At 38.3% G+C, this 22,960-nt stretch carries 21 protein-coding genes; 8 read left to right on the forward strand and 13 right to left on the reverse strand.

Annotation, left to right across the window (positions count from 1 at the left end):
* The 3 genes from AC4BHP_RS14500 to AC4BHP_RS14510 all read right to left on the reverse strand — a co-directional run.
* A partial coding sequence (locus AC4BHP_RS14500; protein ID WP_490553193.1) for a class I SAM-dependent methyltransferase occupies positions 1 to 334 on the reverse strand: 334 nt, incomplete at its 3' end.
* A gap of 304 nt (positions 335 to 638) precedes the next feature.
* Positions 639 to 1,748, reverse strand: coding sequence for an NAD(P)/FAD-dependent oxidoreductase (locus AC4BHP_RS14505; RefSeq protein ID WP_148631083.1), 1,110 nt, complete (start codon positions 1,746 to 1,748; stop codon positions 639 to 641).
* 338 nt (positions 1,749 to 2,086) lie between these two features.
* Positions 2,087 to 3,193, reverse strand: coding sequence for an NADH-dependent flavin oxidoreductase (locus AC4BHP_RS14510; RefSeq protein WP_066108078.1), 1,107 nt, complete (start codon positions 3,191 to 3,193; stop codon positions 2,087 to 2,089).
* Between the two features lie 463 nt (positions 3,194 to 3,656).
* Between AC4BHP_RS14510 and AC4BHP_RS14515 the strand changes: the two genes are divergently transcribed.
* Complete coding sequence (locus tag AC4BHP_RS14515; protein ID WP_139892690.1) at positions 3,657 to 4,589, forward strand: aldo/keto reductase; 933 nt, start codon at positions 3,657 to 3,659, stop codon at positions 4,587 to 4,589.
* Between the two features lie 6 nt (positions 4,590 to 4,595).
* A complete protein-coding gene (locus AC4BHP_RS14520; protein ID WP_139892691.1) occupies positions 4,596 to 5,108 on the forward strand; it encodes a GNAT family N-acetyltransferase in 513 nt (170 codons plus the stop codon).
* Between the two features lie 54 nt (positions 5,109 to 5,162).
* On the opposite strand, the gene AC4BHP_RS14525 is transcribed toward AC4BHP_RS14520, so the two are convergent.
* The 3 genes from AC4BHP_RS14525 to AC4BHP_RS14535 all read right to left on the reverse strand — a co-directional run bounded on the left by AC4BHP_RS14525 (position 5,163) and on the right by AC4BHP_RS14535 (position 9,298).
* On the reverse strand, positions 5,163 to 6,797 hold the full coding sequence (locus AC4BHP_RS14525; RefSeq protein WP_066108084.1) for a SulP family inorganic anion transporter: 1,635 nt from the start codon (positions 6,795 to 6,797) through the stop codon (positions 5,163 to 5,165).
* An 874-nt stretch (positions 6,798 to 7,671) separates the two neighbouring features.
* Positions 7,672 to 8,799 (reverse strand): PQQ-dependent sugar dehydrogenase, encoded by a 1,128-nt coding sequence (locus AC4BHP_RS14530; RefSeq protein ID WP_139892692.1) that lies wholly within the window; start codon positions 8,797 to 8,799, stop codon positions 7,672 to 7,674.
* 64 nt (positions 8,800 to 8,863) lie between these two features.
* A complete protein-coding gene (locus tag AC4BHP_RS14535; RefSeq protein WP_139063870.1) occupies positions 8,864 to 9,298 on the reverse strand; it encodes a helix-hairpin-helix domain-containing protein in 435 nt (144 codons plus the stop codon).
* A 154-nt stretch (positions 9,299 to 9,452) separates the two neighbouring features.
* Between AC4BHP_RS14535 and AC4BHP_RS14540 the strand changes: the two genes are divergently transcribed.
* Positions 9,453 to 10,043: an undecaprenyl-diphosphatase gene (locus AC4BHP_RS14540; RefSeq protein ID WP_490553027.1), complete on the forward strand. Its 591-nt coding sequence runs from the start codon at positions 9,453 to 9,455 to the stop codon at positions 10,041 to 10,043.
* Positions 10,044 to 10,287: 244 nt separating this feature from the next.
* Positions 10,288 to 10,845, forward strand: coding sequence for an isochorismatase family protein (locus tag AC4BHP_RS14545; protein ID WP_066108091.1), 558 nt, complete (start codon positions 10,288 to 10,290; stop codon positions 10,843 to 10,845).
* A gap of 51 nt (positions 10,846 to 10,896) precedes the next feature.
* Here the strand turns inward: AC4BHP_RS14545 and AC4BHP_RS14550 are convergent, their stop codons facing one another.
* Complete coding sequence (locus AC4BHP_RS14550) at positions 10,897 to 11,826, reverse strand: EamA family transporter (protein WP_066108095.1); 930 nt, start codon at positions 11,824 to 11,826, stop codon at positions 10,897 to 10,899.
* Positions 11,827 to 11,987: 161 nt separating this feature from the next.
* Here AC4BHP_RS14550 and AC4BHP_RS14555 point away from each other — a divergent pair, with 161 nt between their 5' ends.
* The gene (locus AC4BHP_RS14555) at positions 11,988 to 12,470 is read left to right on the forward strand and encodes a C40 family peptidase (protein WP_066108561.1); all 483 of its coding nucleotides are present in this window, start codon (positions 11,988 to 11,990) and stop codon (positions 12,468 to 12,470) included.
* A 130-nt stretch (positions 12,471 to 12,600) separates the two neighbouring features.
* Here AC4BHP_RS14555 and AC4BHP_RS14560 read toward each other — a convergent pair whose 3' ends face one another.
* The 3 genes from AC4BHP_RS14560 to AC4BHP_RS14570 all read right to left on the reverse strand — a co-directional run bounded on the left by AC4BHP_RS14560 (position 12,601) and on the right by AC4BHP_RS14570 (position 15,794).
* Positions 12,601 to 13,344 carry a class I SAM-dependent methyltransferase gene (locus AC4BHP_RS14560; RefSeq protein ID WP_139892697.1) on the reverse strand — a complete coding sequence of 248 codons (744 nt, stop codon included), beginning with the start codon at positions 13,342 to 13,344 and terminating at the stop codon, positions 12,601 to 12,603.
* Between the two features lie 190 nt (positions 13,345 to 13,534).
* Complete coding sequence (locus AC4BHP_RS14565; RefSeq protein ID WP_139892698.1) at positions 13,535 to 14,569, reverse strand: S66 family peptidase; 1,035 nt, start codon at positions 14,567 to 14,569, stop codon at positions 13,535 to 13,537.
* 349 nt (positions 14,570 to 14,918) lie between these two features.
* Positions 14,919 to 15,794, reverse strand: coding sequence for a DUF1186 domain-containing protein (locus tag AC4BHP_RS14570; RefSeq protein ID WP_066108100.1), 876 nt, complete (start codon positions 15,792 to 15,794; stop codon positions 14,919 to 14,921).
* 147 nt (positions 15,795 to 15,941) lie between these two features.
* Here AC4BHP_RS14570 and AC4BHP_RS14575 point away from each other — a divergent pair, with 147 nt between their 5' ends.
* Both AC4BHP_RS14575 and AC4BHP_RS14580 read left to right on the forward strand, forming a co-directional pair.
* On the forward strand, positions 15,942 to 16,283 hold the full coding sequence (locus AC4BHP_RS14575) for a DMT family transporter (protein WP_066108103.1): 342 nt from the start codon (positions 15,942 to 15,944) through the stop codon (positions 16,281 to 16,283).
* 2 nt (positions 16,284 to 16,285) lie between these two features.
* Positions 16,286 to 16,603: a DMT family transporter gene (locus AC4BHP_RS14580; protein ID WP_066108107.1), complete on the forward strand. Its 318-nt coding sequence runs from the start codon at positions 16,286 to 16,288 to the stop codon at positions 16,601 to 16,603.
* Positions 16,604 to 16,672: 69 nt separating this feature from the next.
* On the opposite strand, the gene AC4BHP_RS14585 is transcribed toward AC4BHP_RS14580, so the two are convergent.
* The gene (locus AC4BHP_RS14585; protein WP_066108110.1) at positions 16,673 to 17,566 is read right to left on the reverse strand and encodes a TetR/AcrR family transcriptional regulator; all 894 of its coding nucleotides are present in this window, start codon (positions 17,564 to 17,566) and stop codon (positions 16,673 to 16,675) included.
* 187 nt (positions 17,567 to 17,753) lie between these two features.
* On the opposite strand from AC4BHP_RS14585, the gene AC4BHP_RS14590 reads away from it, so the two are divergent.
* Positions 17,754 to 19,265, forward strand: coding sequence for a DHA2 family efflux MFS transporter permease subunit (locus tag AC4BHP_RS14590; protein ID WP_490553034.1), 1,512 nt, complete (start codon positions 17,754 to 17,756; stop codon positions 19,263 to 19,265).
* 18 nt (positions 19,266 to 19,283) lie between these two features.
* Here the strand turns inward: AC4BHP_RS14590 and AC4BHP_RS14595 are convergent, their stop codons facing one another.
* Both AC4BHP_RS14595 and AC4BHP_RS14600 read right to left on the reverse strand, forming a co-directional pair.
* A complete protein-coding gene (locus tag AC4BHP_RS14595) occupies positions 19,284 to 20,822 on the reverse strand; it encodes an ABC transporter substrate-binding protein (protein ID WP_066108117.1) in 1,539 nt (512 codons plus the stop codon).
* Between the two features lie 387 nt (positions 20,823 to 21,209).
* On the reverse strand, positions 21,210 to 22,832 hold the full coding sequence (locus AC4BHP_RS14600; RefSeq protein ID WP_490553037.1) for an alpha-glucosidase: 1,623 nt from the start codon (positions 22,830 to 22,832) through the stop codon (positions 21,210 to 21,212).
* Between the last annotated feature and the right edge of the window lie 128 nt (positions 22,833 to 22,960).

The following is a 22,960-nucleotide window of genomic DNA, read 5'->3' on the forward strand; positions in this document are numbered from 1 at the left end:
TTCCTTCATCAATAGCTAAATCAAATATATTTTTATGTATAAAGTTAATTGTTAATCCACTCTCTTTGGCCCGCTCTCTTCCCCATTTCAAACTTTCTTCAGATGAATCTACGGCATCAACATGACAACCTTGTTCAGCAAAAAAGACTGCATTTCTCCCGGGACCACATCCCAACTCTAATACTTTACTCCCTGGAACAAACAAGCCCTTATCGAAATACTCTACCAAGTTTTCATCAGGCTGATTAGAAAAAAAAGGTACATTCTGATCACGATTCAAATAAAATTGATCCCAGTCAAATCTGGTTTTTTCTTTTAATAATTGGTCCATCATCTTCAGCAAATCTTCATGGCTATAAATAGTTTCCACTACTTTTTCCTGCCTCTCTAAATTTATCAACCAATCACATATTACCATTTTATAACAATCGAGCATATTAGACTACATTACTATTAGCAGTCATTTGGAATGATAAATACATTTGCACGTAAAAGCCAGGGAGTATAGCATCCTTTTAATGAACGTACAATTCGTCTATATAAAAATGCCAGCTTCAGAAAGTGATGGTTCACCTGGGAGTCGAATAATTTTCTATTTTGAGTATGACAAAGGGTCCATGATAAACATGGACCCTTTGTTAAGCAAGAGCACCATCTGGATTATAGGCGGATATATCGATATCCGTTTCTTGCCCGACTATTAACTTTGAGAGCTGTGACGCGATAAATGGACCCATCGTCAGACCTGATGCCCCTAGGCCATTTATGACATAAAGATTAGAGTGATGCGGCATGCGGCCGAATACGGGAAGGAATCCAGGAGTAAAAGGCCTGAAGCCGACCCTTGTTTCGGTCAAAGCTGCATTCGCAAGACCGGGAGCAAGCTTAGTTGCTTTAGTTAGTACTTCCAGTACACCGCCTGCCGTTACCCCGGTATTCATCTCTTCATCGTTTTCGTGCGTAGCACCAGCTATTATCCTTCCATCTGGAAAAGCAAGCAGGTATTGATCGTTAGGCGGAATAATTACCGGCCAATCATGTGTGTCAATATTGTGCAGCTGTAAATGACAAATCTGCGCTTTCTGAAAGCTGACTTGCATCTGATATCCTAAGGGTTCTAATAATTGACCTGCCCAAGCCCCAGCAGTAACTACGACCTGGTCAGGCATCCATTCTTCATTGCCAGCTGTCACAACGATTCGTTCTGCTTTCATAGAAAGCTGTGCTTCGGCTGATACGAATCGTGCATTGTATTTCCTAGCTGCCCTTTGCAAGGCATTTCGTAAAGCCCGGCCATCAACGCGCGCAGCACCGCTGATATGTACCGCTCCATATCCTTCAGTAAGCATAGGAAATAACCGTTTTGCTTCGTTTTCGTTAAGAAAGCTTATCTTGCCCATCTCCGGTGCATCCGTTTTTCGCATTTCAGCACGTTGAAGCATCGCATCCAGTTTTTTCGGATCCTCATGCAGACTCAATGCACCTACACGGGCATAACCTGTTTCAGTTTCTCCATCTTGACGAAGTTCTTCAATTATTTCCGGATAATAGCGAGCACCACCTTTGGCCAGCTGGTACCAATCTTTATTTCGACGCTGGGACAGCCATGGACAAACGATCCCCGCTGCAGCATCTGTCGCTTGTCCTTTATCAAAACGATCGATCACAGTTACCTGTAAGCCCGCCTTGGCAAGCTTATATGCGGTAACCGAACCTGCTATACCTGATCCAATTATTGTTATATGCATATATACCGAACATCCTTTTCTTCATTTAACTACAATATACCATAGCACAATCGGCCTTTTCTCAGTTTTATGAGTGAATGGGACGCAGTAAAAGTGACCTGAACATTCTCAAGACGGACCACATTGATGAGGATAGACTTACTTTGAATTTGAGAAGTGACAGGTTAGTTGCAGCTCACTCAATCAATAAAATAAATCATGAATTAGCAGAAAAAAAGCCTACAAAAAACCTCTCATATGAGAGGTTTTTAAAAGCAATCCTTCTATCTGTTTATACTCAAAATCTCTTTATGGCATAAGTACCAATGCTGAATTTTCCCTTTATTGGCTATCTCCTGCTATTCTTTTGTCGGAACCCAGCCTTTTGTCTGCAGGATGATGTTCCAAAGCGGATCCGGAAGGCCGTGATGATCTTCACGGGCAGGATCAATTAGGCGGATGATTTCGTCTTCGCGTCCTTCTTTGAGCTTTGTAACGAATTCCGGGTCGATTAACAATTCACGTCCCATGGCAATCAATGGTACTCCCGTATCTTTGGCTGCAGCCACGTCTTCGGCAGAGTACAAGGATCCAACGCCGATAAGAGGCATTCTATTATTGATGCGTTCCTGGATCAAATCAATGCGTTTGGCGCTCGCATCCGCACCGCGGCGAGCTGTGGAATGGAAGTCCATTAAAGAAACATGCAGGTAATCTAATGGCTTTTCCACTAGAGCATCAATCAGCTCAAGTGTTTCTTTCATCGTTAATCCAGGAGTTTCCGGTTCCTCAGGAGAGAAACGATAACCAACTATAAAGTCTTTGGAGCCGTGTTTATCAACAGCACTTCTGACTGAGTCGATGACAGCCAAGGGGAAACGCAAGCGCTCGCCCCATTCATCTTCACGGCGATTGGAAAATGGAGAGTAGAATTGTTGGATAATATACCCATTTGCACCATGAATTTCGACGCCATCAAAACCAGCTTCGATAGCACGTCGAGTTGCTTCGCCGAAATCAGCAACGATTTGCTGTACTTCTGCAGTTTCCAGTGCACGTGGTGTAGCTGCACCTTCTTTTTCTACAGCGCTTGGAGCAACTACATCCCCATTGGGTACAAGATCTGCTCCTGATTCCCGTCCACCGTGGTGAAGTTGGATGATTGCTTTAGCTCCTTCGCCTTTTATTGTATCTGCTAACTTCTTCAGACCTGCTATATATGTATCGCGTACAATGGATGGCTGTCCTGGGAACGCCTTTCCGTTATCGGATACATTTGTTGCAGCAGTGATGACTAAGCCGATATCCTTGGAACGCTGCGCGATATATGGAAGCTCCTGATCGGAAATCGTACCATCAGGATTAGAAGAGTAATGTGTCATTGGAGCGAGTATGAATCGGTTTTTCAGCGTAACGCCATTTGGCAGTGTAAAGCTTTCAAAAAGAGAAGCGTATTTTTCATTCATGAACTATTCCTCCTTTGTATGACCTTTATTCTAGTGAGTTACAAAAAGGGTAGCAAACATAACGCTCATTCGTAAGCAGGTTATGATTTGTAACAAGTAAACATGGAAGAAGCTAATCATTGGTTTGCTGGGTTCAGCAGTTAATGATTTCGGATTATGAATTCGTCCAAATTTATTGCTTTTATATTGATTCAAATTCCCCCTCGAAAATTTAGTTACTTATTCGTAATAAATTTAATATCTTTTTCATCTAAATGATATTGATAATCGTTATCATTTGAATTATACTAATGGTAGAACACATCATAAAAGCCATAGAACATAAATCCCCCCCTCTTGCATAAAGGCCCTAAGATTATCTCTTAGGGCCTTTAGCTATTTATCTATTTCTAAACCCTATCATTTCCATATACTTCCTTACCTTTGCTATGATTGAATCATTACATGTTAAGGGGGTTTTTTTATGAATAACAAAATTCAGCTAGGTAAAACAGACTTACTTGTAAATCCGATAGGTCTTGGAACTAATGCAGTTGGAGGCCACAATATCTACCCAAATCTCGATGAGGAAACAGGACGGGAAATCGTACGGACTGCCATCGATTATGGCGTGAATTTTATTGATACTGCCTATATTTATGGCCCGGAACGGTCAGAAGAATTAATTGGAGAAATTGTTAAAGAAAAAGGCAATCGTGAAAACCTTGTTATAGCTACAAAGGGGGCTCATAAATTCATTGAAAATGATGTTGTAGTTGATAACTCCCCTGCATTCCTTATTAAAACTGTGGAAGAAAGTCTAATGCGTTTACGTACAGATTATATAGATCTCTTCTACATTCATTTCCCAGATCAGGATACACCAAAGGACGAGGCAGTCGGCGCCTTAAAGAAACTAAAAGATGCCGGAAAAATCCGTGCGATCGGGGTATCCAATTTTTCATTGGAGCAATTAAAAGAAGCCAATAAAGATGGATACGTGGATGTAATCCAATCTGAGTACAATCTATTTAAAAGAGATGCTGAAAAAGAGCTTCTCCCCTATACCGCCCAACACAAAATTTCCTTTGTCCCATACTTCCCGCTGGCTTCTGGTCTTTTAACCGGAAAATTCACAAAGCATTCTACTTTTAATGATGGACGTTCCCGTAATCCATTATTTCAGGCAGAACTTTTTAAGCAAAACCTAGAAAAAGTAGAACAACTGCGAAAGATTTCGAAAGCTAAAGACGTTGAAATCGCTCATCTTGTCCTGGCATGGTACTTGGCGCAGGATTCAATTGATGTTGTTATCCCTGGCGCAAAACAGCCGGAACAAGTCGTTGATAATCTTAAAACACTGGAAGTTATGTTATCCCGTGAAGAAATCCAACAAATCAGTTCAATCTTTGAATAAGAAATTATGATACAAATGGTAAAGTGGAATCGAACAGATGATTTGCTTAAGCCAATCGTTTCTCTGTATCAACAAATATGGAATATTAATACCGACTGTACAGAACGATTCATGCGGCACATGGACTACGCTGGTTTCAGAGGATTTGTATGCCTGGATGAAGAGGAAATGCCTGTTGGATTTGCCTATGGTTATGCTTCTCTATCAGGCCAATATTATCGCGAACTATTGACAAGCCATTTGAAACCTGACTTATCCAATGAATGGCTGGCAAATTGTTTTGAGTTCGTTGAATTATGTGTTCATCCATCCGTGCGCCAAAAAGGAATCGGATCACTATTACATGATTCCCTAATGAAAGACATACCTTTTGATACAACTATATTAACAACCCAACAATCCAATCTGGCTGCACGGAATCTATATGTTAGAAAAGGATGGATTGTCATTGATGATTCCTTCTTCCCTAATGAAAAGACAAAAGAACGGTATCTAATATTAGGTAAAAAGCTATCTTAGCTTGCATCAAAAAAAGGAGAGTAGCCTACTCGGCACTCTCCTTCCATCTTTATATTAACCTTGTATTTGATTAATTTTTGCAAGCGCCTGGTCAGTACTCCAGAATATATTGTCTTCTCCAACAACATCCAGAATACCACCTCTTTCAAATCTGCTAAGAACTCTCCGCTGTACTCCGCTAAAGATGATTTTTACACCTTCTTGTTTCTTTAATTCACAGAATTCCACCATAGCTTGTACTCCTGAACCGTCAATGGAGGATACTCCACGCATAGAAAGGATCATAACTCCTTGATTAATGTCTTCAAGGCGCTCAGTCAAAGAGCTCACCGTTGCAAAGAATATAGGACCGGTGAGATAAACTACCCGAATATCTTCGTATGTCTGATTTGATTTTATCCCTTTTCCTTCCAATTTTTCGATATCAACTTTACTGACATTCATTTCTACGTCGGCACTGTTAATAACAAACAATATGGCTGAAAGGACAATTCCTGCAACAATGGCAACCGTTAAATCAAACACAACAGTAGCTAGCAATGTTAGCAAAAATTTAAAGATAGCGCCTTTGAATTTGTGAGAAAAGATATAATGAATACTTTCCCATTCATTCATCCGCCATGCCGTCACAATCAAAATACCTGCTAATGCAGACATCGGTATACTCGACATAATTGGGCTGAGGAGAAACATTGACAAAAGCAAACCAATCGCATGGAAAATCCCCGTCAATCTTGTTACCATACCAGCTTTAATCGCTACACTCGTACGGGCAATCGCAGCAGTAGCCGGAACACCGCCAAAGAATGGGATAATCATGTTCCCAATTCCCTGTGCAACTAGTTCCCGATCCCCATTCATTTTTTCTCCAACCATGCGACCGGCAGATGCTCCGCATAATAAACTTTCAATCATTCCTAATGCCGCAATACTGATTGCCGGCCATATCAAGGCTTCTATTTTAGCGAGGGATAAATCACTAAATACCAGTCGATTTTCCGGAAAAAATGTTTTCGGTATATCTCCCACGACCGCAACCGGTAATTTTAAAACGGTATTAATAATTAAAACAATCAGTAAGGCTGCTAAGGATGACGGGATTATGGCGTTCCATTTTTTTGGCCATACAATCATCGTGACAACTGTTATAATACCAATTAATAATGTAGCAAAATCAGGATTAAAACCATTCTCTATATAAGACATGATTTGGGCAATTGGATTCTCTCCGCTCGATTCGACTCCAAAAAAGTTATCTACTTGTCCCATCGCTATAATGATAGCAATTCCTGATGTAAACCCCGTTATAACTGGCATCGGTATGATAGAAACGACACGGCCAAATTTCAGTAGACCGGCAATCACCAGTAGGATACCCGCCAGCAAACAGGCAATAAATACTCCATCAAGTCCATACTGGGCAACAACAGCAATCAATATAGCAGACATCGCTCCCGTTGGTCCTGATATTTGATAGGACGCGCCTGATAGCATACTGATAATTAATCCTGCAAGAATCGCTGTAATTAATCCAGCAGCCGCATCCGCCCCACTGCTCACCCCGAACGCTAGAGATAAAGGAAGTGCAACAGCGGTTACTGTAATACCAGCCATAATATCTTTGCGTAGCTTTTCAGAATTATAGCCGGCAAATTCATTATGCAAATCGTGAATATATTGTTTAAGCATGCTGATTCTTCTCTCCATAATAATATGATAATAATCGCAACCTTATTATTATACTGACCTCAGATAATGAATTCTATTAACAATCAATTCCAAATTCACCTAGTATAAAAGAAAATGGTATATATCGAATATTAACGTATATTTATTCCCCAAAAATTTAGAGAATACTATATCGTAACTTCTATACAGCACTCCATTTAGGATATATAAATAAATCCAAAAGTTTACAAAATAACCTATAATTAAACTGTAAAATATTGTAGAAATAATTTTTAATCCCATTAGAAAGAGTGAGTTACTCTGTATAAAAAAGTCTTCAAATGGCAAATTGGCCATCGTTTCTTCTGGAGTTTATTATCAATTGGATTTATCTGGATATATTTAAACTTAGGTTCACTGTTCTATGTTAAAAGTGAATTTTCTTCATCGAACAAAGTGCTGAAACAGCTGGATTCTATGAATCAACATGTCCTCGTACTCTATCAGTCTTTAATTGACCAAGAGACCGGACAGCGTGGGATGCATCTCAACTCCCTCTCCATCTCTCCTTTTTATCTATTTTAATGCAAAAAACACTTCATTTTTAGAATGATTTCTTAAATATGAAGTGCTAATCTTAAATCTTGGTTCTCCGATTCTCGGATATCCCAAATACTGTTTAACATGCTAGTCCCCCTATCTAAAAAAGCCCAAACTAAAAAGCATTTCTATCCTCTTCTACTAAAAAGATAGAAATGCTTAAAAAACGTTCCCTAAAACTTAGGTTTACTACTTTTCACACCTCCCTATCTCCACGTAGGTGTTGTAGTGTTAAAAAAGAATGGTAGGTCTCCTGACTTAGGATCTTCACTTTTTCCATATTCGTATAGATTAGTCAAATACCCGTTTTAGGAATCAACCTGATGATGCGGTCATCCTTGTCTGATGGATTCCCCCTGCCATCCCTATTATTCGTCATCATATATAAGGTTCCATCCGGCGCTTCGATGATATTCCTGATGCGCCCATACTGATCTTTAAAGAGCGATTCTATGCTTTTCACCTGTTTTCCGGATTCATCAAGCTCTACCTTAAGAACCTGCACGCCACGCAGATTGGCAATCAGCAATTGGTTTTTCCATTCACCCTTCGAGACAAATGTCATTCCCGACGGGGCCCATGTTTCAGTTGCGCTATGAGCAATCGGCGTTTCCATTCCCTCTTTTGCTTCATCCCCCTGAATTATTGGCCATCCATAGTTTTTCCCTGCTTCAATCAAATTAATTTCGTCATGTGCTGATTGACCATGTTCCGAACTGAATAAATCTCCTGTAACAGGATGCCAGGCAAGTCCCTGCGGATTGCGATGCCCGTAGCTATAGACAGGCGACCCCTCAATTGGATTATCATCCGGAATGGAACCATCAAGATGGATTCTAAAAATTTTACCGCCCATACTTGTCTTATCCTGGGCTAAGTCAGGTTCATACCGATCTCCTGCTGTAATATAAAGCATCCCGTCTGGTCCAATCTTAATTCTCCCACCATTATGATTTGTATCTCCAACAATTCCATCAAGGATCACTTTATCAATCCTTGCTTGATTGTCACCTACTACAAGACGAAGAATACGATTTTTGATTTCACCATTATCTTCATAGGAGTGATACGTATACATAAAATGATTCGTTTGGAAATCAGGATCCAGTGCCAGTCCAAGTAATCCTCCCTCCCCTTCACTGATAAAAGGCGCTGGCAAAGACAGGAGAGGTTCTTCCCTTACTTTCCCATTACGGATTTCTCTTATTTGGCCAGGCCGTTCCGTAAAAAATATTCGTCCATCATCGGCTATAACCATTTCCCATGGTACATTGAGACCTTCAGCAACGACTTCTATCTCATATGGCTGCTTTTCATCTGTCTCAGTCTGTTTAACAACCGTGTCATTTTTCTCTTCCTTTGAACAACCAAGCAGAGCCATCATAATCAAAAAGGGGGGTAACAAGCGAAATATTTTTTTCATATTGGCCTCCTATTTATATGGGCTTTTTCAATGATTCTTCTAAAGAGGGCATACAAGGGGATTACTACTTCTCAGGGCGAGTAGGAGGATATCCCTGAGTATTTCGATATGCCTTCCGCTCGTCCGTAAAATCAGACCATACTAACACACAATTCAATTCATTGGCATGATAAACAATACAGCGGATTTGATCTTCCACACATGGATCGACACGGCATCCAACCAATTCTTCATAGCGGTCGAATAATTCTGCAGGATTTTCATTTCTAACGTCGTTTACAGAATAGAATCCCAGTACTTGTACCATCATTTTAGATGCACCCAACCCGATTGAAGGGATTTCCTGAAAGTCTAACAGACCTTTTAACTCCTTAGCCCGATCTGTAGAACAATTCAGTATGATTTTTAATTCTTCTGTTGTTTTCGTTGGTATTTGGTCTATTCGAACCTTGTTTTTACGAAGATTACTCCGTTCCGTCCCCGATAATGGCAGTTTCATTTTTAGCCTCCTCTTATTCTTAGTTTTGTTAAATTTTATCATAATCCTTTCATACAGCTAAACGATATCGTCTAGAATACAAATACTATATAGAATCTCTTGAAATATTTAAGTAAATTATCCATAATAGAATAACTTGGGAGGAAATGAAAAAATGACTAATTCTGAAGCAAATATCACATTATTTCGTGCAGTCAATGACATTGGTAAAGAGTATCCGGACATCAATCCACTTTTTATTTTTTTTGCTGAATATACAGTATACTGCTTAATACTGGTTCTGTTGTTTTACTGGCTAACTCGTAATACTAGAAATAAATTAATGGTTGTCAGTGCTGTTATTGCTTTTTTTATCGCCGAAGTAACGGGCAAGTTAATTGGTATGATTTATTCACATCATCAGCCATTTGCCGTTTGGTCCGATGTAAACAAGTTAATTGAAAAAGAGGTTGGAAATTCTTTTCCGAGTGATCATACGATTGTATTCTTCTCAGTTTGTATAACCATTGCCCTCTTTCGTAAACGATTCTGGTATTTATGGACAACACTTGCACTCCTTCTTTCTATTTCCCGAATCTATGTAGGAGTCCATTACCCCGTTGATATTTTAGTAGGTGCACTTCTTGGAATAGGTGGGGCTTTGCTCGTTCACAAAATTATTCCTAAACAAAAATGGATTAGACAATCCATCGCTCTATACGAAAAGGGCGAAAGCTATCTGTTTAACCGAAATAAAAGTATTTAATCAACGTTCATTACAGCAATACAGCCGCCGACTAGATCGGTGGCTTTTTTATTTTTGCGTATCTTTTTAAAAGAAGCTATGTTAAGGTTTAATTGTCTGAAAATTACATTTATTAATTTTTAGGCATTATATTATCAAGGAGGTTAATTATATGAATATGGGACTATATCACAACTCAAAAAAAACCAAGGGGAATACAGCTAAATAAAAGAGCGCTTCCCCAAATTAGAAAGGGGAAAATCAGTTGAATCAACTATTATTAATTATTGATGCACAACAGGAACTAATAGATGGGAATCAAGACATGAGGGCTGTTTTTAAAAAAGAACAGCTTATTCAAAATATTAATTTAGTAATTAAAAAGGCAAAAGAGGCAAATGCCACGATAGTTTGTGTAAGAGATCTTGATATAGCCGGAGGTAAAGGGAAAGGATTTCAAGTTCATGATGAAATTCATCTACCTGTGGAAACAAAATTCTTTGACAAAGCAGCAACGAATTCCTTTCACGGAACTGGACTATTAAATTATTTAAAATCTAATGAAATTAATCATATTGTTATAATGGGCTGCGAAACACAGCATTGTATTGATAGTGCAGTCAGAACCGCTACTATTAATGGCTTCGATGTCACTTTAGTTGGTGATGGACATTCCACAATCGGCAATGACATTTTAAGCCCGGAACAAATCATAAACCATCATAATAAAACACTTCATGGCCATTACAATATAGAACATTTTTCTATTGTAAGAAACGCGGAAGATCATTTATTTCATCCCAGCCATGATTCGTACCGATAAACAGCAACAGGATCCCAATTCTTAAACAAATTGGGATCCTGTTTGTTTTACTCAATGATTATCACTGGATTTCTTCCCTGCCGGTTTATCAAAAAGGGCTAAAATGAAGACGGTACTGATAATACAGATTGTACCAAGCCACTCGGCTATTCCAAACGTAACATGCAGCCAAAGTATGGATACAACCGCTGCAGCAACTGGTTCCACAGATGCCAGCACACTTACCTCTGTAGCTCGAATATATTTCATACTTTCCAAATAGCATATAAACGGAACAATCGTACCAAATATAATCACAAAAATAACAGCAAGTATTGCATAAAAGCTCCAATCTCCCTGAAACTCCCATGGAGGATTATAAAATGAAAAGCAAATTCCTCCTATTAGCATTGCCCAGCCTAAAACGAGAGTTGAACCCCATTTAGGAAGCAGCTTACGCGGAAGCAAAGTATAAAATGCCAGAGCGAATGCCGAACCAATTCCCCACATCAAAGCACTAACCGAAATGGATAAACTATGCATATTTCCTTTAGTTGCAATCAAAAATGTCCCTAATATGGCCAAACCTACAACAAGGATTTCTTTATTTGTAGGCAACCTTTTTGAAATTAAGGCAAAATAACAGGTAATGATAACGGGTGTTAAGTACTGTAAAACGGTGGCTGTAGCCGCATTGGAATAATTGATAGCCATAAAAAATGTGTATTGCACAGCCAATAAACCTAAAATGCTGAACAATAAAAGACTTATTGCGTCTTTCCTGTCCTTCCAAATAGCACCTATCCTACTCTTTACTTTTAAAGAGGCTAGAATCAAGAGAACCACCCCAGATACAAGCAAGCGAATACCCACAACCCATTCCGGGGTAAATCCGGCATAATGAAATAAATACTGCGCTACTGTTCCGCATACTCCCCATAATATACCGGCAGTTAATACCAGTAAAATTCCTTTAACTCTTGTATTTTTCAATAAAATCATGCTGTTCCCTCATATATTTCATAGTTTACAGTGCTATTATACTTTTATTTTCACAAAAAAGGGGAGGTTAAGCAGGAAGGTAAGAAAGTAATATTTGAATCATAAAATGCTCTGCTCAATAATAAGATATCCTTGTGTCAAAAAAATCTTTGAAAGCAGGGATGTTAACGTTAGCTTTACATGCAAGAAAATCCTCTATTCTGTTTGCCGTCGTAACAGCCGTTCTTCTACTCTTTTCAACTTTCTTCAGCCCAATGCATGCTGATGCAGCACAGTCTAAAAGTCAAAAGGCGGTTGCTTATTCAAAAAAAATAACGAACAGTCCATATAAATGGGGCGGAACAACACCAAAAGGGTCCGATGCCTCCGGTTTCACACAGTATGTATTCTCAAAAAGCGTTGCAAAAAAATTACCACGTACCAGTGCCGATCAATATAAAACAGGTACTTCCGTTGCCAAAAACAAATTAAAAGCCGGGGATCTAGTATTTTATAAAACGGACGGGAAAAAGGTATCATTTGTTGCCATTTATATCGGCAATAATAAATTCATTGGCGCTACATCAAAAGGAGTTAAAACACAAGATATGAATCTCGATTATTGGAAGAAACGTTATGTAGGAGCAAAACGAGTAGTTAATTAAAGAATTGGATTAGCGAAGTAAAAACTCTTTTTCTTTAGAGAAAAAGAGTTTTTACTTTTGATCAACCTCTATACACTTATAGACTGAACCACTCAGTACAATTTCACCCACATCAGCCAGGTGTTCTGTTTCATACGTTTTTATTTTTTATACACGAAAATGCCAGCACAACTGGAATTCTAAGCCTTCTTTTATATTCTTTCTCATCGGTAAAGTTATCACGCACAGGTGTACCTTCTCGCAAATCAACCACTGAAAATCCAGAACTGATAAGCGCTCTAAAATACTGTTCGACTGTTCGATGATATTTCACCACGATTTGTTCAATCCAAGGTTCTTTTCTTTCCCCCTCCAGGAAATAGTCATCCACAATCCAATTTTCACGTCTATCACCTTTTTTTTTACTAGTAAAAGATGCGGTCGTAAGAGGATGCTGAACACTGAAAACAAACTTACCTTCCTCTTTTAAAGACAAATCGATGTTTTGAAACAAAGCATCAATATCAGCTACATAATGGATTGCAAATCTGGAAGTTACAATGTCAAACTTTTCTTCTCCGTATGTATATGATTCCATCGTATGAAGATGCACGCTTCCATTCACTTGTGATAGGTTCCTCTTAGCTGCTTCCACCATTTGTTCAGAGCCTTCTATTCCACTGTAGGACGCTGCACCGCGTTCTACTAAATCTTTGCCGAAGGAAGCGTCACCGCAGCCCAAATCTAGTATATCTTTATTTTGAAAATCTTGTATTAGCTCATACATGATTGGAGTTTCAATAGCATTATTGGGACTATCTTTCCTACTTCTTCTTTTCATATAATCCAAAAAAAAATCTTCCTGATCATAAACACTAGGTCCCCTATATTCCATACATTTCCCCCTATGAAGTTCTTAACCTACCCTCTAATGGCATATTTATCTGCTTTCAATGAAGAGCTATGGAATATTAAAAGGAAGGCTACTCAACCTCCCCCTTCTTAGAAGATTGACCTCTAAAACTCCTATTTCAGCTTTAGTTACCTTCATAGTCCCTGCTTCGGGAGTGTGTAAACCTCGAACCTTAATTCACACCCGCTTCAAGTATGCTAAATGTTTTTCTTTCACAATCCAATTCAGCCATAGCCCCGAGAGGAATAATACTCATTGGAGCCGTATGTCCAAAACTCATATTATATAGAATCGGCAAATCCGTTAACTTTAGCTCATCCCGTACCACACTAAGGATTGCTTCCTTATACTCATCGTAATAACAATCATCATATGGCTTGGAAAATAATAAACCCTTAGCATTTTGCAGAATTCCCTGCGCCGCGTAATTTCGCAGCCATCCAAGAAACAGATCCGGACTCACTTTCACTTCTGATGTCTCAAAAAATATCAGTTTATCCTTCCATTCATCAATTGCAGGCCACACTACAGTCCCTTTAAGCATTTCCAGCACATCCATGCATCCTCCTAATAATTTCCCCTTATGTATTCCCTCTCCCTGTAATAACTCATAACCGCTATGCGGTGATGTTTTTCTTTTACGTGTCCAGTTTTGCTTTTCCCAAGGGATAAATTCACTTGTCCATTCAGATGGCGGTCCAACTTCGCCAATAGGTTCACCAGAAAATAAAACCCGTTTCACCCAATGATTCGTATAATCAAAAGCCTCTACATTCTCTGCAAATTCAGCCAGAATCGAAGGACCATAATAACTCATTACCCCTGCCTTATAACAAATAAAATGCGTGACGGTAGAGTCAGAATAGCCAAGGAAAATCTTTGGATTATTTTTGATTACCTCATAATCAATGTATGGCAGCATTCGAATGCTGTCATCTCCGCCAATACAAGAGAATATCCCCTTAATCGATGGATTTTGAAAGGCATCCATCAAATCGCGTGCCCGTTCTTCTGGATGATTATATACATACTCTGATCCCTTTAATGTATGAGGCAGCTCAATAACTTCTAAACCAAACTCCTCCAACCGTTTTTTCCCTATCTGATAACGCCAGCGAATATCTGGATCTCCTGCCCCACCCCAAGAAAAACTGGCAGTAGCTATCCTGTCACCGCTACTTAGTCGATCTGACTTCTTCAAATCCATCTCATCCACCACTTTCTTTAACATTTCTTTAGCTTAGTTGAATTATATTATAAAAAATCCCAAATATATAAATAATTGTTTATTTATTATATTTCTAATAGTAACCTTCTATTTTCCTATAAGCTTAAATGTAGGAATAAAGTGTGACGAACGTATTGAAACTCTGAAAAATTACAATAATTGTACAATATTAACTCTCAAAGACCTGAAACAGCATTATAGTAAATAGCTCCTTTAATCTTCCATCAAAATCGTAGAGTAAGTTCCCTTTTAACGCATACAAAATACCCCCATATGTACACAAACCCAACTTGTACATACGGGGGCTAAAACCCATAAAGTGTATAAATCAAGATTTCCCACAGCATTTCTTATACTTTTTCCCGCTTCCGCATGGGCATGAATCATTTCTGCCCACTTTTATGCTTCTGGAAGCCTGTGAATTTCCGGGTTGATAATGACCAGCCCACCAAGTGAACTCTTCATGAACATTTGTAATGGGACGGCAATCATCTGCATATAACGGATCATAGTTCCTAAATTGCTCCTCCACATCATCGAGCGACATATCAAGGGCATTCACTTTCTTTTGGGCAAAAACCTCTGCGATATCATCATATAAATCTCGGAAATTTAATACCATACATGAATCAATTAGAATGGTATACATATAACCTGATTCATCTACCAAATCCCCCTGCAGTAGATCATGATAGTAATATTCAACCATTTCCCTTGATATACGTTTTTGCAGGACAAGGGATGTAATTGCTTGAATTCCAGTAGCACGAATACACTCATCCAAAGATTGATCATCAATTAAATCAAATAATGCATCCAAATCCGGCATGGAAGGGATATTTCCGTCCATAACTATTTCACCGGGATATGTATCAGCAAGTATACGGCCAGCCGTTGTAACCAGGTAATCATCATATAATTCCAATGCATTATCATCCGGTAATTTTAATGTTTGTAAAAATGGATAAAATGCTTCTCTGATGTTTAACTGTCCCAACAAAACAGCTGCATAAATATGGTCAATTCGATCAGGTTCACTAAGAAACAATTCTGGTTCCTTGCGAACCAAATCTAATATACTCAATAGTTCAGGAATAGCATCCTCACGAATCAATAGAAGATCAAGTTCCTCTTTCGGATAGGTGTCGTCTATATAGCGAATTTTTTTTACTAATTCCTTGGTCGAAATAGTTGGATCATCCATCTTATTTCACCCCCGTACCTTTCTTATATAATTAGTTTATCAAACTCTTTCTCGATTCTTCTACTCGCAAACCAATTTTATAATTGCTAAAATGAACAACAGTACAAACAATCTGCTATATTGTTATATCACTAGGGAGTTGTTTTGATGAACAGACATTGGTTAAAGGTTATTATAGGGGCCTTCTTTGAAATCATCTGGGTAAGCGGTCTTAAAAATGCAGACAGTATATGGATGTGGCTGATTACACTTGCTGCAATCTGTATCAGCTTTTATATGATGATTGATGCAAGCCGCTACCTGCCGGTTGGGACGGTATACGCTGTCTTTGTCGGATTGGGAACAGCTGGAACGGTTATTGCGGAGATTCTCTTCTTTGATGAACCGTTAAAAATAGAGAAAATAGCATTAATTCTTCTCTTATTAATAGGTGTGATTGGTTTAAAAATAGTGACTGATGAAGACACCTCCAAAAAGGAGGCTAACTAATAATGGCCTGGTTTGCACTGGTTATCGCTGGATTTTTAGAAATATTTGGGGTCGGCATGATTAATAGATTGAATAAAAATAGGGATCTCTTATCTCTGCTTCTTTTGATTGTCGGTTTTTCGGGGAGCTTTTTCTGTCTATCATTCGCAATGAAGACACTTCCCATGGGTACTGCCTATGCTGTATGGACTGGTATTGGTGCCAGTGGAGGAGCATTAATTGGCATGCTTTTATTTGGAGAAGCGAAAAGCTTAAAACGAATTATTTTCATATTACTCATTTTAATCTCTGCCATTGGTCTTAAATTTGTATCAAAATAGCCCATAACAAAATGACTCGCCCAAAAAGAGCCATGCTATGGCAAACTACTTGCTAACATGGCCCTTCTATTACTTATTCAACCATTCCATGATGATTTCTCTAAACCTTCCATAGCAGGAAGTACCCCTCAAGATAGAATCATGATTTAATGAAGCAATCATATTTTTAACTAAGTAATGTCGCGGCTCTTTATTATGCAATAGTTCATCTTGCAGGAATTCGATTATTTGTAGCTTTTCCGCACGAAACTCAGCATCAACAACCTCTTGTTCAAGGTAAGTCTTTAGTTGGTTAACGGATTGGATTAAATCGTAGCAAAAATCCCTGTTTCCTTTTGGACCCCCCGGAATAAACATAGTTAACACTTCCGGTTCTATTAAAACAACATCATTCTTACTTACATCATCAACAATCACCTTTATGCGATCTAAATAATAACGAATTGCTTTTTTCGCATCAAGATCTCCTTTTGCAATACTATAAAAATGCATGTGGTGTTGGACCATGGCGGATAGAATAATTGCACAATCTAACAAATACGGTTTCTTCTCCACCCCAAAAATATCGACAAGGCGGTTGTGAATCCAATTTAAATATAACCATCTCGTTTGTTTCAAATAATCTTTTAGTTCAATATCATTAGATACCATTACATCTTCAATAAGGGCAAATAATTGATTATGCGAATGTGATTTCCTTTGTACATAAAGTTGCTCTATAAAGATGTCTATATTACTGAGATCCCTCCCAATAATTAATTCATCTCGCTGTTGGTGATACTCTTCAAGGAAGGAATCGTATACAGCTTTGAAAAGTTCACTTTTAGAAGGAAAATAATTATAAAATGTTCCTCTGGAGATCCCGCTATCTTCAATAATTTCTTGAATAGACGTATTTCTATATCCCTTTCCAATGAAAAGTTTCTTTGCATGGCTGATAACTTGCTTTTTTCTTACGTTCATAACAACTCAATCCATTCCTATGACTTCAGTTATTTGAGTGTATATTAGCTTATTTTTAGGGTAAATACAAATTTATATATTCTAAATTATTTTAATTGCTAAACGAAAAGAAAGAGAGTAATATAATCAACATGAATTATGAGTCTAATAATTAAACATATAGTATAAATCAAAAGGAGAGAAGTACATGACAGCAACAGAAAGACAACAAATGCGTCCCAATTATGGGATTATAGCCATTCTTTTAGCCGGTGCATTTGTATCTATATTGAATTCAACATTATTGAATGTTGCCCTTCCGTCCATGATGGCGGATTTTAAAGTTGAGCCAACAACGATTCAGTGGCTCGCAACAGGTTATATGCTGATAAACGGAATTATCATTCCATCAACAGCGTTTTTAATTCAGAAGTTCTCGGTTAGACACTTATTTATAACCGCGATGATTCTATTTACAATCGGAACAATCTTTTCCGGATTTGCACCGAGCTTCGCATTATTATTGGTTGGAAGAATGATTCAAGCAGCAGGCTCTGCCATTATGATGCCCCTCTTAATGAATGTTCTTTTAACGAGCTTCCCAATTGAAAAACGTGGTGGTGCGATGGGGATTTTAGGGATTGTTATGATTTTTGCCCCTGCAATTGGTCCTACATTATCAGGGTGGATTATTGAACATTATGAATGGAGATATCTGTTCTATATGATCATCCCGTTTGCCGTTATTGTTTTACTACTATCGATTTTTAAATTAAAAGATAAGAAAGAAAAAAGTAACGCTTCATTGGATGTATTATCCGTTATTTTTTCAAGTGTCGGATTCGGAGGGTTATTATATGGATTCAGCTCGGCGGGTAGTAAAGGCTGGGATGATGTTGAAGTATTCGGTACACTGATTGCAGGTGTAATTGGCTTGATTTTGTTGATTGTTCGCCAATTTCAACTGGAAAAGCCGATGCTCGATTTCCGTGTCTATAAATATCCAATGTTCTCCTTATCTTCAGCTATATCGATTGTTTTGAATATGGCGATGTTTTCAGCCATGATTTTAATGCCAATTTACCTGCAAAATATACGTGGTATATCCCCATTAGATTCTGGTTTATTAATGCTTCCAGGTGCAATCATTATGGGAATTATGTCACCAATTACAGGTAAATTATTTGATAAATTTGGCGGTCGGATTCTTGCCATAATCGGTTTAACCATCACAGTCGCTACAACTTATTTCTTCAGTCAATTAACAACTGAAACTACTTATGGAACATTAATTGTGATGTACTCTGTTCGTATGTTCGGTATGTCAATGGTCATGATGCCGATTATGACCAACGGGATGAATTCATTGCCTGCCCGATTAAATCCACATGGTACAGCTATGAACAGTACACTTAATCAAGTATCCGGTGCAATTGGTTCCGCCTTACTTGTTTCCGTTATGACATCACGTACGAAAATACATGCGGAAGAATTGGCAGAAAAAGCAATGAGTAAGCTTACCGGTCAACCAAGTCCAGAAGAAATAGCTCAATTGGAGGCACAAATCTATACTCAAGCAACAGTAGATGGGATTAACGATGCATTCTTTATAGCGACATTTATTGCTGTATTGGCTCTTATCCTTGCCTTCTTTGTTAAACGACCAAAGAGAGCAGACGAACAAATCAACTTACAAAAAACACAAGACCTCTCCCAGTAACAGGAGAGGTTTTCCTTATTATTCCCAAGTCCATTCTTCTATATTATTTAACAAAGATAGAGGCTGTTCATTTGATTGAAATGCCAGCTCTCCTAAATTTAATCCTTTCTTTGTATAGTATAAATGATCTGGATGGACCAACCATATCCACGGTAAATCCTTCGCGGTCTGCCTCAGAATTGATTGCCATATTTGAAAATCACCGCTAGCAAGCGCTCCCTCAACCAACTGATTCACTTCAGCAGATATATGTAAATTCATCCTAGTATTACCTTCATGAATCCTATGATACAAATCGATTGGACTATGATTACCCACACGCATAATGAATGGATTATTAAACTTATTTGAATTGATTTTCTCCTCATTCTGACCAACCACTTCTACTGAGATTCCAATTTCAGCTAATTGTTGCATAAGTAATGTCGCCATGGACTGCGCTATAGGGTCAGACTCCAGAAACAAAAGCTTAAACTTCGCTTCTATTCCCTGTTTTTCCAACACACCATCCTCATCGTTATCAATCCATCCCGCAATTTTCAAAATTTCTTTAGCTTTGTCGATATTATTGTCTTCAAACTCTGTTTCTTTGTAGCCCCACGGAAGCCGATCAGCATCATGATAGGCTGCTTCTCCATATCCATAAAGAACTTCATTTATGAGGTGATCACGTTTAACTGTTAAATTAATTGCTTGGCGGATGGACCATTCACTTGTTACCCCATTGCCAGTTTCTTTGCCAGAGGCATCTGATTCTAGTGGGGCAGTAGTAAAGGAGATTCCATACTGATCACTACCTTTAAAAGCTTTGATATCCATTCCATCTATTACGCCCACATTTGCAAATGCCGGAGATGTTTGAGCGACATCTACCAGACCTTTTTGCGCCGCTGCATAGGCTTCTTCCTCATCCATAAAAAGAATGATGACCCTTTTAAAAATAGGTTTTTTCCCATAATATCGCTCATTCCTGACAAAAACCGCCTGCTCTCCTACATTCCACTCCTCCAGAATATAGGGACCTGATCCAATTGGATTCAAAGTGAATAACTCATCATACTGATTCTCAGGGACTATTCCAAGCTGAGCAGCTGTATAACTAAAGGTTGACAAGGGTTTCTCTAATCGAAAATGGATAGTGTATTGATCTATCACCTTGGCTTCTTTTAACAAAGATAGATCATACCATCCATTGTACTTAGCTGTATTAAAGGTAAAAGCTACATCACTCGCTTTCACTTGTTCCCCATTCGAAAAATAAGCATCATCCCTAATTTTAAATTCCCAGGTCATTTTATCTTCACTGACCTGATATTCATCAGCTAAATCATATGTAATTCCCATATCCTTATCAAAGGATAATAAAGTACTTTGAATTAAAGGAGAACCGTTTGCCCTTGTATACAGAAAAGGGTCGAATCCTTTAATCACATTCGGAGACAATGCCACAGTTAATTCTTCCTTATTGGCTTCGGCTGTTCCCACCCCTGCTCCCATATTAAAATATCCGCTGGTCAAAATTATGGTGATGATAATTCTTTTTACGATTATCTTCATCTTTATCCCCCGTTAAATAACGGCATTACTTAAATAGATACCAAGTAGCCACAATAATAATAAGTATTATGTACATACACCTCTAGTTAATTCTATTTATCAAAAAGATACAGGTTTTGAAACCATTCCTTTTATTTCCCCCTTAAAATCCAATCAGCATAACTAATGAAACATACCTGATGATCTAACTAATATGAATAGTCTAAAAAGTGCCAGGTATGTTTTGGGTTCTATCGTCTTTATCTTCTTTTTGATTCTCGGAGCTCCCCTCCGAATGGTTCGGAACTACATTTTCACTTTCAGAACGACCTTCTGAATCATTCGGAGTCTTATTTTAATTATCTTTTGTTTGTTCTATATTGTTGCCGTTGGAATCAATTATCCCAGCTAAGCTTTTTTTAAATAAATACGTACTTCATAGGCATTTAATTTTGTGCTTGTCGTTTCATTATAGTTAGAAATCAGAATAGATGTCCCCTGCAAATCCATTTCACTGTTCAGCTCAATATGTATAGTGTTCGGCTGAACATTAGAAACAAAGTAAATCGTCTCATCAGCGTAGCTTCTTTTGTATCCATAAAGATGAGAATGTCCTTTAAATAATTCCTGATAATCCCCATATACAAAGACCTTGTGCTGACTCCGCAGCTTGATCAGCTTTTGATAAAAATAAAAGATTGATTCAGGATTATGCAATTCATTGTTCACATTGATTGATTTATAGTTTGGATTAACTCGAATCCACGGTGTACCTGTTGTAAATCCCGCATGTTCTTCATTGGTCCATTGCATCGGTGTACGGCTATTGTCTCTGCTTAATGGCTGCAAATCTCTAAGAACCGTATTCGGGTCCCATCCCTTTGACACCAACTCAGCATACTGATTTTTCATCGCAATATCGTTATATTCGTCAATAGAAGAAAGGCGAATCCCTGTCATTCCTATTTCCTCTCCTTGATAAATATAAGGCATACCCGGCAAAGAATGCAGCAACGCAGCAAATAGTTTGGCTGATTGAACACGATACTCTTTATCATTACCATATCTGGTTACCACTCTTGTATGATCATGATTATTAATAAATTGTGAGTTCCAGCCTTTCTCTTTCAATCCTTCATACCAGCGCGCCTGAATCTCTTTAAATTTCTTTAAGTCCCAGGTTGGCATTTCATCACAAACTTCAAAATGAAACAAGGTATTCAGTTCATGGCGGTTTTTATCCACATATAATAACCCTTGCTCCGGCGTCACGAAGGCTACCTCCCCTACGGTTAACACATCATAATGACGGAATACCTGTTCATTCATCTCCTGCAAATAATCATGAACTTTGGGATGGTTGGCCAAATAACGAATATCATCCGGATCGTCTGCATCCGGAAAATCCTCCGGCTTCGCAAGCAGGGCAATTGCATCTAGCCTAAATCCATTAATCCCTTTCTTTAACCAAAAATTTAGAATTCGATATATTTCTTTACGGACTTCTTCATTCTCCCAATTCAAATCGGGCTGTTCAGCTGCGAATGAATGAAAATAATACTGACCAGTCCGTTGATCATATTCCCATGCTGACGGGGAAAAGTAAGAACGCCAATTATTGGGAGGGTTCACTTGGTCTCCATCTCTCCAAATATACCAATCTCTTTTTGGATTATCTTTGCTGGATCTGGATTCTTTAAACCAATCATGCTCATTTGAAGTATGATTTATGACTAAATCCATAATAATTTTTAGATCTCGTTTTTGTGCTTCCCTCATTAATTCCTCAAAATCCTCCATACTGCCCGCTTTCGGCATAATGGAATAATAGTCGGAAATATCATATCCATTATCTTTATCAGGAGAAAGGTAAAAAGGATTGAGCCAGATTACATCTGCACCCAACTCTTTTATATAATCCAGCTTCCTTATTACCCCTCTTAAGTCTCCATATCCATCCCCATCACTATCATAAAAGCTTCTCCAATAAACCTGGTACACGACACTTTCTTTCCACCATTGTTTATCCATCTCTCCCACCTCATAAAATGAATTATGTGAAGCTTATCTTTCTATTATTTTTCATTAGTTTAAGTAGAACTTTTTCTCTACCATTTAAGAGCATACATCTCGCGCTTCTTCTTGTTCCTCAGCAATTT

Source organism: Pradoshia sp. Z4_20, from assembly GCF_058216035.1.